Annotated in this window: 10 protein-coding genes and 2 pseudogenes; 2 read left to right on the top strand and 10 right to left on the bottom strand. The window is 51.1% G+C overall.

The features are described 5' to 3' along the window. Both ABLW18_RS02135 and ABLW18_RS02140 read right to left on the bottom strand, forming a co-directional pair. Positions 1 to 1,501, bottom strand: a 1,501-nt coding sequence (locus ABLW18_RS02135) for a tripartite tricarboxylate transporter permease (protein WP_347823243.1), incomplete at its 3' end; no start/stop codon positions are given. A 70-nt stretch (positions 1,502 to 1,571) separates the two neighbouring features. Then, on the bottom strand, positions 1,572 to 2,678 hold the full coding sequence (locus ABLW18_RS02140) for a tricarboxylate transporter (RefSeq protein ID WP_271488027.1): 1,107 nt from the start codon (positions 2,676 to 2,678) through the stop codon (positions 1,572 to 1,574). Positions 2,679 to 2,812: 134 nt separating this feature from the next. On the opposite strand from ABLW18_RS02140, the gene ABLW18_RS02145 reads away from it, so the two are divergent. After that, on the top strand, positions 2,813 to 3,487 hold the full coding sequence (locus ABLW18_RS02145; protein WP_271488057.1) for a response regulator transcription factor: 675 nt from the start codon (positions 2,813 to 2,815) through the stop codon (positions 3,485 to 3,487). Then, positions 3,484 to 4,851 (top strand): sensor histidine kinase, encoded by a 1,368-nt coding sequence (locus ABLW18_RS02150; RefSeq protein WP_347819405.1) that lies wholly within the window; start codon positions 3,484 to 3,486, stop codon positions 4,849 to 4,851. The genes ABLW18_RS02145 and ABLW18_RS02150 overlap by 4 nt, the downstream gene beginning before the upstream one ends. Positions 4,852 to 4,888: 37 nt before the next feature. On the opposite strand, the pseudogene ABLW18_RS02155 reads toward ABLW18_RS02150, so the two are convergent. The 8 genes and pseudogenes from ABLW18_RS02155 to ABLW18_RS02190 all read right to left on the bottom strand — a co-directional run bounded on the left by ABLW18_RS02155 (position 4,889) and on the right by ABLW18_RS02190 (position 12,991). Further along, positions 4,889 to 6,021: pseudogene (locus ABLW18_RS02155) on the bottom strand (IS3 family transposase). 200 nt (positions 6,022 to 6,221) lie between these two features. Beyond that, positions 6,222 to 6,377: pseudogene (locus ABLW18_RS02160) on the bottom strand (IS6 family transposase); the annotation flags it as partial. Positions 6,378 to 6,497: 120 nt separating this feature from the next. Beyond that, the gene (locus tag ABLW18_RS02165) at positions 6,498 to 7,478 is read right to left on the bottom strand and encodes a 2-dehydropantoate 2-reductase (protein ID WP_347823244.1); all 981 of its coding nucleotides are present in this window, start codon (positions 7,476 to 7,478) and stop codon (positions 6,498 to 6,500) included. Between the two features lie 10 nt (positions 7,479 to 7,488). After that, positions 7,489 to 9,000 (bottom strand): acyl--CoA ligase, encoded by a 1,512-nt coding sequence (locus tag ABLW18_RS02170; RefSeq protein WP_347823245.1) that lies wholly within the window; start codon positions 8,998 to 9,000, stop codon positions 7,489 to 7,491. A gap of 69 nt (positions 9,001 to 9,069) precedes the next feature. Next, complete coding sequence (locus tag ABLW18_RS02175; RefSeq protein WP_347823246.1) at positions 9,070 to 10,575, bottom strand: tripartite tricarboxylate transporter permease; 1,506 nt, start codon at positions 10,573 to 10,575, stop codon at positions 9,070 to 9,072. A gap of 24 nt (positions 10,576 to 10,599) precedes the next feature. After that, positions 10,600 to 11,103, bottom strand: a complete 504-nt coding sequence (locus tag ABLW18_RS02180) for a tripartite tricarboxylate transporter TctB family protein (RefSeq protein ID WP_347823247.1) — start codon at positions 11,101 to 11,103, stop codon at positions 10,600 to 10,602. A 26-nt stretch (positions 11,104 to 11,129) separates the two neighbouring features. Further along, complete coding sequence (locus tag ABLW18_RS02185; protein ID WP_347823248.1) at positions 11,130 to 12,101, bottom strand: tripartite tricarboxylate transporter substrate binding protein; 972 nt, start codon at positions 12,099 to 12,101, stop codon at positions 11,130 to 11,132. Between the two features lie 38 nt (positions 12,102 to 12,139). Then, positions 12,140 to 12,991 (bottom strand): universal stress protein, encoded by an 852-nt coding sequence (locus ABLW18_RS02190; RefSeq protein WP_347823249.1) that lies wholly within the window; start codon positions 12,989 to 12,991, stop codon positions 12,140 to 12,142. Positions 12,992 to 13,430 lie beyond the last annotated feature (439 nt).

Below are 13,430 nucleotides of genomic sequence, written 5' to 3' on the forward strand. Positions count from 1 at the left end.
GCAGGCCCAAAACGACAGAGACCAATGTAATGGCCAAAAGCACAAGCACGATGGGCGAGAAAATATAATCAATCCCCTCAAAAAATCCTTTGCGGAAGCGGGATTGGGCGATTTGAATGGCTTGGTTTGCATAGGTTTCTGCTGGATTGGACAGAACAAAACCAATCAAAAAAGCAGGGCGCGACCAGTCAAAGCGGCGCATCAAAATTCCAAGAAAGCCAATGGCAAAAAGCGCCACAAGGTCCATCAGGTTTTGTCCAGATTGAAAGGCCGCGAAGCTAATGATCATGAACAAGAAAGGCGCCAATAAAACAAAGCGGATGGTTGTGAGCTTGGCGATCCCGCCTGAGGCTGCAATGCAAAGCACTGTGCCCACGACATTCGCCAGTGCAAGCAGCCAAACGATGGCATAGGTAATGTCGAGATTGTTTTTCAGCATGGCCGGTCCGACCTCAATCTGACCTGATCCCAGCAGGGCAATTGCGCCAATAAAGATTGCCATCGAGCCAGACCCAGGAATGCCGAACAGTAAGGTCGGCACAAGGCCACCCCCCTCTTTGGCATTGTTTGAGCTTTCAGGCCCGATCACGCCGCGCACATCACCTTTGCCGAAATTGGACTTGTCTTTGCTGGTTTGCACCGTGTGCCCATAGGCAATCCAATCCACAACCGAGCCGCCAAGACCCGGGATCACACCCACAATCACACCGATGATGGAACAGCGCACGGAAAGCCAAATATTGGCAAACCAATCTTTGATCCCTGCGATCCAACCGCCACCGATCTGCGCCTCCTGGCTGATGGCGCGGTCATTACGCAGCAGGGTGATAATTTCAGGAATTGCGAAAATGCCAAGGCCTACAATTACCAATTTCAGACCGTCGACAAGATAGGGAAAATCGTAAGAGGACATGCGCAAATCACCAGAAGAAGCCCCTTCTCCAATGGTGCCAATCAACATGCCCAGACCCGCCGCAACAATGCCCTTGATGGCCACACGCCCAGCCAAAATACCAACCATTGAAAGGCCAAAAATCGTAATCATCAACAGCTCTGGCGTGCGAAATTCCAAAACGATGGGCCGGGCGACCAAAATAAAGACCGTCAAAAAACTTGCGCCAACCAATCCGCCAAAAAGCGATGATGCAAAGGCCGCCGAGAGCGCCCGCGCCGCCTTGCCCTTTTGCGCCATCGGGAAGCCGTCCAAGACAGTGGCTTGTGACGCGGAAGAGCCTGGAATACCCATCAAAACAGAGGCGAAAGTATCAGAGGTTGGCACAACCGCCACCATACCAATCATCAAAGCAAGGCCTAAGATCGGATCCATGCCAAACATGAAGGGCAGCAAGAGCGACAGGCCCGCGATGCCGCCGAGACCGGGAAAGACGCCGATGCACAGCCCCATGAGCACACCAAGAACCAAATATCCCAGAACAACCGGCTGCAGGATAAGTGCCCAAGCCTCGCCGAAGGCGGGCAAGGCCTCCATGATAACTTCCAAGACAATATCCTCCCACTTTCCTTATAAAAACGCCCCACCTATCTTGAGTGGGGCGTTCTAGAAGAAAAGCTTAGTTTAGAGAAACACCGTATTTTTCTTGTAGCCAATTCACAATGAAGGCTTTGGCATCAGGGCTCACATTTGTGCCACTTGCTTTGGCAGCTTCGGCCGCGGCCCCGGTCATCTGCGGGTATTTGCCCAAACGCTTGCCCGAAATTTCTGCAAAATCAGCACGCGCTTTTACAGCTTCAAATGCCGCCGTATAGGTCACCATGGCATCCGCCGTTGCGCCTCTTGGCAAGAACACCATTTTTTGAGCCGGGAAGCCTGCAATGAAGAAGGCTTTCCAAGCATCCCATTTTTCGCCAGAGGTTTCACAACCATCGGTTGCTTCGCAAACTTCTTTGAAGGTTGGAATCTCCGGGAATGTGGGGTCGCGAACGATATCGCCCGCATCGCTCAAAGCACCCCAAGTCATCATTGGCACGGCTGTACCAGCCTCAACCAATGGTGTCACGCCGGACAAATAGGAAGAGGAGGTTTGATAATCGATATTCGCCTCGCCCCGTTCAAACATCAAACGCCCGTCACCGCGGCCTTTGATGCCCATGACGCTTTCAACGTTCAGACCCAGCATTTCCCAAGCCAATGTCGGGACCAAGTCAAGACGCGTGGCACCTTGGTTGCCATAGATGAAGTCTGTGTCTTTCAGACCAGAGGCATCCAAGCCGTCCATTTTGGCCGCAAGCTCAGGTGGAAGATAAGCCACGCCGCCTGTTCCAGAGGCCAAAACCACATTCCAATCGGCATAGTCGAATTTCACCCGCGGGTCGCCCAGCAAGAATGGAAATTGTGTTGAACCGGAGGAGCCGAAAATGAGCGTGCCGTCATCATATTCTTGCTCATGGAAATAGTTGGCACCTTTGGTTGAGCCCGCACCTGGCATGAATTTTACGACAACAGTCGGCTGGCCTGGCAAAGCTTCCGACAGCAAAGGCGCATAAAAATTTGCCCATTTGGCAGAGCCACCGGTTTCCGAAAACGGAATGATCCACTCAACAGTCTTGCCTGTCAGGTCAATCCCATGGCCGCCTGCATTGGCTTGAAGGCCAAAGGTGGCCGTCGCTGCAGCCACAAGGCCCATAGCCATGCGGCGTGTTGTTTTAAGTGTAGACATTAAATCCTCCCAGATTTTTTTAACGCGTCAGAAGCCGCGTAATTGGAATCATATTGAGGCATAAACCCCAGGTTGATGCTTGCTGTGTAATCTGCGAAGCTTTCATGAAACTTTCACGGATCGGAAAAACAGCAATGCGAATTACGCTTGTTGAAGACAATATCAGCCTGTCAAAAGGCATAACCTATCGTTTGGAAGATGCAGGCCATTCTGTGGATGCGATTGCCAATGGCGATGAGGCGCAAGACTATCTTGTTGCAGATGGAGCTGATCTTGTGATCCTCGACATCAACCTGCCGGGCGTGAATGGGCTGGATTTGCTGTCACAAATGCGCAAACGCGGCGATGCGCGGCCCGTGATCTTGCTAACCGCCCGTGCGGAAACGCAAGACCGGGTCAAAGGATTGGATGCCGGGGCGGATGATTATTTGATCAAGCCCTTCGAGATGGCGGAGTTGGAGGCACGGGTTCGCGCCCTCCTGCGCCGCCGGGCTATTCCACAGCAAAAACTGCGCAAAATTGGTTCTTTGCATTACGATCCAAATGCGCGGCAATTGTTTGATGGCGAAACCGCTTTGGAGATTCCGCGCCGAGAAATGTCGGTCTTTGAATGCCTGCTGAGTGCGGACGGACGGCTTGTATCCAAAAGCGCAATGCTCGATCACGTCTACGGCGTCGGGGCTGATATTGAGGAAAAAGTCGTCGAAGTTTATATCTCACGGCTCCGCCAAAGACTGAAAGATCACGGTGTTTTGATCCAAGCGCGACGTGGATTGGGATATCACATCACGGTGCAGGAGAGCGCATGAAACCCAGCTCTTTGAGGGCCCGACTGACATTGATCATCCTGCCCCCTCTGCTCATCATTTCGCTGATTGCCGGTGCTTGGCAGTTCCACAATACGACCCTGCGGGCCGAAAGCATCTTTGACAAAGGCTTGCTCTCCGCCGCAATTGCGATATCGCGCGACGTTGCGCTGTCGGATGGGGACGCCATTAGCCCCTCGACCCGTCGCCTGCTGGCCGATACCTCTGGCGGCACGATATTTTATCATGTGTTTGCTCCCGACGGTGTGTTTGTCACAGGCTATTCCACCCCACCGGTCTTACCGAGTATGGCCCCCAAAGGGGCCACAGATCCTTTTTACTACAACAGTGTCTATCAGGGCGAAAATGTGCGGGTTCTGCGCTTCCAAGATGTGACCTTGGTCAGCGGCATTGCCGGAATTTTCAACATCACCGTGTGGCAAAACGCGAGCGTGCGCAGCAGCTTTGTGCGCAATGTCTTGTCGCGCTCCTTTGCAGTGATTGCCGCACTGGTGATGAGCGTTGCCATTGTTGTGTGGTTCGGGGTGCGGTTGGGGCTGCGCCCGCTTTTAGAGCTTGAGCGCGCCATTGCAAAGCGCACGCCAAGCGAATTGGAGCCGATCCGCAGGGCTGTCCCAACCGAGGCTCAGGGGCTGGTGACCACTTTAAATGGTCTATTAAATAGGGTGTCCCGGCGCATCAGCTCGAAAGACGAATTCATCTCTAACGCGGCCCATCAGCTGCGCAACCCTATGGCGGGTGTCCTTGCGCTGGCCGAAGCGGTCACCACAGCACCAAACCCGCAAACCGCGCAGAAGCGCAGCGCTGAGCTCTTGCAAGCCGCGCGCGAGGCCAGCGATTTGACCAATAAGCTGTTGTCCTTTGAACGCGCAAGTGGCACCGATGTCTCGCAAACCGGCCGCCCAATGGATCTGAACCAGCTTATCGCCCATGCCGTCAGCACCTTTGAGCAAAACCACCCAAAGGCCAGCTTAACAGTCACCCAAGATCTGCCGCGCGAAAGCCTCTTGATTCAGGCCGATCAAACCATGCTCCAAGAGGCTGTTTTAAATATCTTCAGCAATTGTTTGGTGCATGGCGGGCCAAAGCTGACGCGAATTTGGGTCACACTCCGCAAGAACGGCGCCGGGGCGGAAATGCTCATCCAAGACGATGGCATTGGAATACCCGAGGATCGCCACATCGAGGCGCTGAGCCGTTTTTCACAGGCCGGCGGCGGCCCTGGCAGCGGGCTTGGCCTCGCCATTGCGGCCCGTGTGATGAAAAATCATGGCGGGCAGTTGAGCATCCTGCCCTCCCCCCGTGGCGCTAAAATCAAGCTGAGCTTTTCTTTGCTGGACATATGAACCTCTGACATGACCAATTTGCAGCCTGTCTAGCCCCCTATACTCGCCCATTGATTTTTGGTTTCTCTAATAAGGTTTCTGGGACGGGTGGGCGCATGTTTAATGCGTGATGAGGTCTGATCTGGTTGTATTGCCTGAGCCAAACATTGATAGCGACCTGGGCTTGCCGTGTGGTGTGGAACCATTCAGCGTTTAGCACTTCTTTTCGCAAGGTGCCGTTAAAGCGTTCGTTGTATCCATTTTCCCAAGGGCTGCCCGGATAGATTTGCATTGGTTTGATACCGATCCTCTTCAGCCAGTCCTGTAGATGCGTGGCAATGAACTCGGGTCCGTTGTCAGAGCGAATAAACTCTGGCTTGCCGTGTTTCATAAACAGTGGGTGCAATGCGTCCAAAACATCGTTCGCATTCATTTTGGGTCGCACTGCCACGCAGAGCGCTTGACGGGTATATTCATCTAGAACCGTCAGCATTTTATAGCTACGCCCATTGCTAAGCTTATCGTGCACAAAGTCGATCGCCCAAATATGGTTGGGATGTGTGGGCCGCAACCTGATGATGGAGCTGTCTTTGTGATAAAGCCGTTTGCGCTTCTTGTGCCGACGCGGCAGCTGCAAACCCTCCTCACCCCAGAGGCGCTCGATCCTCTTGTGGTTAACACGCCAGCCTTCCATGCGCAGCAGGGCTGTGACTTTCCTATAACCATACCACCCATACTGCTTGGCCAGCCGGATCATCGCCAAGCGTAGTTTGGTATCATCTACTTGTTTGGCTTGATAGCGCAGACTTGAGCGGGCTACATCCAGAACAGCGCAAGCACGCCGCTCAGAAATATCCAGCTTTTGACGCGTATGAATAACAGCCTGACGAAGCTGAGCCCGCGTCAGGCCCGCGGCTTTAGATGATCAAGGCTCTCCTTCAGGATCACCTTGTCTAACTGCAAGTCAGCGACGATCTTCTTCAAGCGCTCGTTTTCTTTCTTGAGCGATTTCATCTCTGAAACCTGTGAACGAGAAAGGCCTCCAAACTTCTTACGCCAGTAATAATAACTCTTATCTGAAATCCCAGCTTTGCGACACGCACTCACAACGTCCAAACCATCGTGCAAATGAACATCAATCTCGCGCAATAACTTCAACACATCTTCATCAGAATAACGCTTCCGAGCCATGTTTCCTTACTCCCTATGCCAAAATATACTGGCACAGTTCTAGGGGGCTAAGACATTGTCACGACTCAGCGAGAGCAGCGGCGCGGTTCAGCTTAAAATTGAGGCGTGAGTAGAGCTGGCGTTCCTGATTGAAATGGTTGTGGACTGAAGAGTGAACGGCCGCGAACGTCTGCAAACATCGGACCAAATCTATTTCATCAAAATCGAACTGTTTCATGGCTGCGATCGATACCTCGTTCGTGCAAAAGATCTTCCACATTACGGAGTGAGACCAGAAAACGAACATAAAGCATCACAGCCAGACGGATGATCTCTGGGTTCGTTTTAAAGTACCTGAATGGTGAGACTTTTATCATTCAGCAAGCCTACGAAACCACCCTGCACGGCTCAAGTTCGTTTTGTCTGACAGTGCCCGACCAACTCACCCTGCCAGCTCGAGTCAAGTTTTGGTCTAACATTGCCTATGAAGTGCTTTGTTAAGGGTGGTACAAACCCGCGTTTTTTGCCCTTAGCTGCGTCAAAGCCAAAACTGTGTCTATTGTGGGTGTCGCGGTCTTCGTTAGCGCTCCGAGCTCCTGCACGGACTTAACTAGCGCATCTATTTCCATTGGACGACCCTGATCCAAATCCTGCCACATAGACGTGCGATGCGCGCCAACGGCCGCGCCGCCATCAATGCGTCTCTCAACATCAATCGGAAATTTCACACCAAGCTTTTCCGCAATTTCCTGCGCTTCAACCATCATCCCACGCGCCACCGCTCGTGTGCCGGGATCGGTGCAAAGAACATCAAGCGTAGCGTGCGTGAGGGCGGAAATTGGGTTGAACGACAAATTCCCCCATAGCTTTACCCAGATTTCGTCACGCAATTTGGAACGCACAGGCGCTTTCAGCCCTGCCGCCATCAATGCTTTAGACAAAGCGACAGCTCTATCGGATTTAGACCCATCCGGCTCGCCAAGCGAAAAACGATTGCCCTCGATGTGTTTAATTACACCTGGCTCAATCACTTCTGCAGCAGGATAGACTACACAGCCCAGCACCTTGTCAGGCCCAAAGCCATTCCACTGCGCATCACCGGGATCAACAGAGGCAAGCCGTGTGCCTTCAAGCACGCCACCGACACCATAGAAATACCACCAAGGCACACCGTTAACTCCAGAAACAATGGTGGTGTTTGGTCCAATAAGAGGCGCCATTTTGGGCACCACAGCAGGAACAGAATGCGACTTGAGCGTCACGATGATGTAGTCCTGCACCCCAAGGTCTTCGGGATCATTAGATGCAGTCGGGGTAACAGTCGTCTCGCCAGTTTCTTCGACCAAGCGCAACCCATTGGATTTCATCGCAGCCAAATGCGGGCCGCGGGCGACAAGGCTCACATCGGCCCCGGCTTCTGCTAACTTGACGCCCATATATCCGCCGATCGCTCCTGCACCAAAAACACATATTCTCATTGGAACCTCCTCAGCTTAAACCAAGTTTCTCAGCAAGACCGATCCGCTGCAGTTTGCCAGTAGCGCCTTTCGGGATTTCATCGAGTATAAGAATTTTACGCGGAACTTTGAATGCAGCAAGTCGTTGACTTGCAAAATCGCGAATTTCGCGGTCCGTTGTGCTTTGACCCTCTTTCAAGACAACAGCAGCACCTACGTCTTCGCCAAGTTTTGCATGCGGTACAGCAAAGGTGACACATTGGCCGACTGCTGGATGGTCCGAGAGAATACCATCAACCTCTAATGGGCTAATCTTTTCGCCACCTCGGTTAATAATCTCTTTTAGACGACCTGTAAGAGACAAAAAGCCGTCTTCATCAAACTCGCCTTGATCGCCGGTTCTGAACCAACGCTTACCTTCTGCTTCGAAAAAATTCTTTTCGGTTGCTTCAGGATTAGCTTCATAGCCAGGGGTGACGTTCGGGCCAGATATGGAGATTTCCCCAACACCATTAATCAAGCGGTTTTCAATCTCATGAGCGATGCGCACTTCGGGACCCGCCGGAAGACCAACTGCACCGGGTTTCTGACAGCCCGGTTCAATAGGATTACAGCACATCTGATGAGCGGCCTCTGTCATCCCATAAGCTTCAACCACTGGTGCTCCAAAGGTTTCTGCCAGCTGGGTCATAACTGGACCCGGTAATGAGGATGAAGACGAACGCAAGAAGCGCAAGCGCGCGTTCTCGATAATCGCAGCATTCCGCGGCGCACGCGCTAAAATGGCCTGATGCATCGTTGGAACCGCTGTATACCAACTTGGGTCGACCTCTTCTAACCAGCTATAGAACTTCAGCGCGTCAAAACCTGGAGCACAGCTGATAGATGCCCCTGCTGCTAGCGATCCGCTAACGGCTGCGATCAAGCCATGAATGTGAAAAAGTGGCATAACGTTCATGCAACAATCATCTTTTGTTAAAGCAAGCGAATCCCTTACGTTGACGGCAGACGCTGCGACGTTTGACTGTAAAAGGGGGACGATTTTTGGTCGCGAAGTGGTGCCAGACGTGTGCAAAATAAGGGCAACATCATCGGATTTTGGAACAGTATCGGCTGCGCTGCCTGTTGCAGTGGTAGACAGGGTGAAACTACCCGCTGGATTATTTCCAGTAAGTTCGATCACAATCATGTCGAAACGCTTCGCAACCCTACGTGCAGGACCATCGTAATCCGTTTCAACGATAATAGCTTTTGCCTTCAAATCCTCAAGATAGAAAGCAAACTCATCTTCCTTGTAGGCCAGGTTTAGTGGAGCCGTTGTGGCTGATTGCGCTACGGTTACAAAAGCTGCTGCCATTTCTGGGCCATTGGGTAGCACTATCGCAACACGATCTTGAGCTCCGATACCAGCCGCGCGCAGAGCCTGGCGAACAGTTAAAGTTAGGATTTTTAGATCACCATAGGTCATCCAATCCCGGCCCGGTGCGCCAATTGCGTTATCCGTATCGGGATGGTCCTGAAACAGTTCTGCAAGTCTTTCCATAGTTTATCTTTCATTATTTCATTAGTTGCGGCTACTAATCTGCTATTGAACTTAAGGCGTTTTAGACTTTTAGGAAACCCGACCATTGCGGCGCAACAGCTTCAATGCAGGCAAGAGGATCAAAATGATTGCGATAACAGTTATTGGACCTGCGATTGGTCTAGTAAAGAAAATGCTAGGATCACCAGATGATAGAAGCAATGACTGTCGCAATGTCGGTTCAGCAATCGGGCCAAGGACAATCGCTAAGACTGCAGGTGCAAGCGGATAGTCAAATTTGCGCAAGAAGAAAGCTCCAAGACCGAAGATCACAATCATCCATAGGTCATGCATGCTCCGAGAAGCGGCGAAACCACCGATGATAGACAGAACGACGATCAAAGGTGCCAGAATTGTGAATGGCATGCGCAGCATCCATACAAACAGCGGGATGAATGCGAGGTTGATCAAAACTGCTGCAACGTTTGAGACATAAAAAGACCCAATCAAACCCCAGACAAATTCACTTTCATCCAGAAACAGTCGTGGTCCCGGTGTAAGCCCCCAAATCACCATACCGCCCAAAAGGATCGCGGTTGTTGGGGATCCTGGAATACCAAGCGTCAACATTGGCAACATCGCGCCGGTAGATGCGGAGTTATTCGCCGCCTCTGGTGCCGCAACGCCATCTGGCGATCCGTTCCCATATTCATGCGGGGTCTTCGAGATGATCTTTGCCACGCCATAAGACATTAGCGATCCGGGCGTCGCGCCAGCAGCTGGCAATACACCAACAAAAAAACCAAGAATGGACCCAATCCAAGTTCCCTTCCAGCCTCGCTGAACTGCCTCTTTCGCATCAGAGGCAAGGCCTTTTGCTGTCATCTTAGGGTTTGTTGTCGTGATCTCACCACGTGTTTGCTCAAGCGTCCAAAGCATTTCACCGATGCCATAGACACCGATGGCCAAAACGATAAAGCCAATTCCGCGGACAAATCCTTGGATATCAAATAATACAAGTCGCGGTGCACCTGAGATGGTGTCAAATCCAACAGTCGCAAGTACGAGACCAAAACATATAGAAAAGATGGTTTTAGGGATATCATCCCCTCCGAGACCAACGAACGTTGCAAAAGCCAACAACATAAGTGCAAAGATTTCGGGTGGCCCAAAATTTAGAGCAACAGATGCAAGAAGCGGCGCAAACAGAGTGAAAAAAACCGTTGCGACTGTGCCACCAACAAAAGACGCTAGGGCTGCGGTAACCAAGGCCAGACTAGCTCTGCCCTGCAACGCCAATGGCCGGCCATCAAACGTTGTCGCCACCGCCGTTGAAGCTCCCGGGATACCAAGTGTTACTGACGATATCGCGCCGCCATACATGGCTCCATAATAGATCGCCGCGAGGAAAATAATGGCCGAGGCAGGTGGTACCAAAAACGTAATAGGTAGCAAAATCGCCACGCCATTTACGGACCCCAATCCCGGCATTGCACCTATAAACAAGCCAACGGTCACACCAATCAGGATTAAAGCTAGATTGACCGGCTGTAGCGCAAGAAATATGCCGTCGGCAAGAAATGAGAATACTTCCATAATAGTCCTTTTAGCAGGGCTGCGTCAGTAGATGATGTCGTACATCAAGTCGAAGAATGGCTGTGTGAAGGGTAGGCCTTGTGGCATTGATATCTGCATTGCCCCTTCAAAAAAGAAAAAAAGAGCGAAAGGCAGCATCAGCGCCAATCCAAGTGTTAGTGGCCACGAATGCCTACCGAGGAAGCGTACATAATAGAGCATAAAGAGACAAACGGCGCCATACATCGACACAAATGGAATCAGAGCGACGAAACCGACTACACCACCCCCTACAAGCATGACTGTACGCCAACCAAACGCATCCATAAGAGGTTCGTCAGAAGCGGAAGCTGGGCTTTTATCACGGCTCCAATTCCATGCTATTATAACGCAACTTAGCAGCATTCCAAGAGACAGCCAGAAAGGCCAAAAACCACCACCCGGCCCTTGCCCACGAATGTATCCAATAGGCAGTTCTGCGCTCTTCCACATTAGATAGATAGAAAAGAGAGCAAGAACCCCTACAAGTGAAATTTCACCTTTTCGCATTTTTGCTCTCCTTCCACAGGTCCCGCTTAATTCTCAATTTCAGAAAGAAGCTGACGGTGGTTCTCGACCTGCGTCGCCCAGTATTTGCGGGTCGTAGCCTCATCCATCGGCAATGGCGAGAGGCTTTCAGATTTCAAATAACCCTGCCACTCATCACCCTCATAGACTTTGCCAAAGATGTCACGATAGTATGCTGCCGCTTGGTCCGACATGCCCGGCGCGCCAACGATTGCCCGCTGGTTGTAATAAGAAAAATCATGACCTTTTTCCTTCATCGTCGGAACGTTAGGATAGGCACCCATACGCTCATCAGAGAAGGCCAGCAGTGGAACAAACTCGCCCGCTTCGTAGAAACCCTTTGCTTCTGCAGGGTTATTAACGGTTGCCATGATTTGTTGACCGGCCAAATCCTTCGCAACTGCACCACCGCCGTCATAAGGAATATATTTTATATCAAGACCGTATGCGCCAGACATGTAGGCAATGACGATTGAATCTTCCTGACCCGCACCGGTGCCGCCCATTACATATTCGCCGTTCATGGATTTAACTTTTTCGACATATTGCTCAAACGTGGTAATGCCTGAATTTTTGTGAACCCAAAGAACAAACGGATCTACCCCCATCATCGTCAACGGCGTGAAGGATTCAATATTAACGTTCAAGGCTTCTTGACGGATCGGTGTCGTGTAGAATGAGTTAAGCGTGACCATGATCGTATGATCTGGGTCGCGCGCATCCTTCAAATGCAAGAGTGCTTCCGCGCCAGAGCCACCGCCACGGTTTGTTGGGACTAAAGGACGGTTTGTCATGTCATTTGCATCAACAACAGATTGAACGAAGCGTGCAATCTGGTCGGCACCACCACCAGCTCCAGCCATAATCGTAAAATCGATTGGCCGCTTGGGCTGCCAGCCATCGGCCAGTGCGATCAACGGCAGCGCTGTTAACGCAGTTGCTAATGTTAATCCAAGAAAATTTCTCTTTGATAGTTTCATACCTTTTTCCTCCCGTTAGTATGAGTTTGTTTTGGTGTTCAGTGCGCCATCAAAATAGGCATTTCAGTATTATCCACGATGCGCCCTGTGTTGCCGCCAAACAGCATTTCAGTTTCGTGACTGTGACTGTATGCTCCGATCACCAACAAGCTGGCTTTGATATCCTTGCTGGTCACAAGAAGAGCTTTTGAGGGCTCCTGCCCGCTAAATTTGACGACTTCGGCATTTATGCCGCGCGTTGCGTAATAGTTCATCAGTTCTTCGACGGTCGGGCCGTGCGGTTGGAGTTGTCCATCCGTAACTATGCTGACCCGTTTTGCGTATCGTACAATATCTAAAGACGACGCCACGGCGCGCGATGCTGGCAAGGAGCCATTCCATCCAATTGCCACATGCTCTGCGAAAGTTTCGTCAGGCAGCAGTTGCCCTGGGCAAACTAAGACGGGACGTCCAGCGCCATACAGGGCTGATTTTAAGGAGCTTTGACCAAGATTGCGCTCCCGCTGTGGTTTTGGCAAAACAATCAAATCAGCCAAACGACCTGCCTGTTTAACAACGTCGGCCATGCGCCCTTCTTTTTCGGAAAAAGTACAGGTCGCAAAACCATCAGAGGTTGGCTTGTCCGTCAGCCCAAATTCCCGCGACAGCCGACGCAAAATACCACGCAAGTGGTCTTCCTGGCGGTTCGCCAGCTCAGCGGCTTGCTCCATCATAACTTTGCGAGCAAACTCGTTAAGAGATAGCCCAGGTGGCATCAAATCATGCGCCTGCGCTCGACAATGCACCACGTCAACCTTTGCGTTGTGCTTTTTGGCCAACTCCGCCGCGTGCGCGAGGACTGTGGCAACCATACCATCTCCGCGTACCGGAACCAGTATCGAATTTATCATGACCAACCCCTCCTTATCTTAAGCCGATCATACCTCAGTATTGGACAGTCCAAACCAAAATTGCTTGTCCACTTCCTTAGCTATATGTAAAGGTAATTTTATGTCGTCAAGATAAATATTTTAGTAATTTTATTACGTATTCGATTTTTATTTGTTATTAAGACCTTGTATATTAATTATTTTTAGTACACAGTTGCATACCCGCTGGGTAAGGTCACTAATATAGAAACTGAGGGCACGGAGGACGAACCAGTCAAACCGTTCAGCCACTAAAGTGTGTACCATTTTTCAATAGAAATTCTGGAACTGGCGCCCTTATGTTTAGGGCTTGGTGATGGCGGAGATGGCTACACTGCTCTAACCATACCTTGATGGACTCTTGGGATACGTAAGACAAAACTAGCTTGAGGCGCTGTCAGACAAATGAGAACACCCACAA

Source organism: uncultured Planktomarina sp. (assembly GCA_943788425.1).
In the GTDB taxonomy this organism is placed as follows: Bacteria; Pseudomonadota; Alphaproteobacteria; order Rhodobacterales; family Rhodobacteraceae; genus Planktomarina.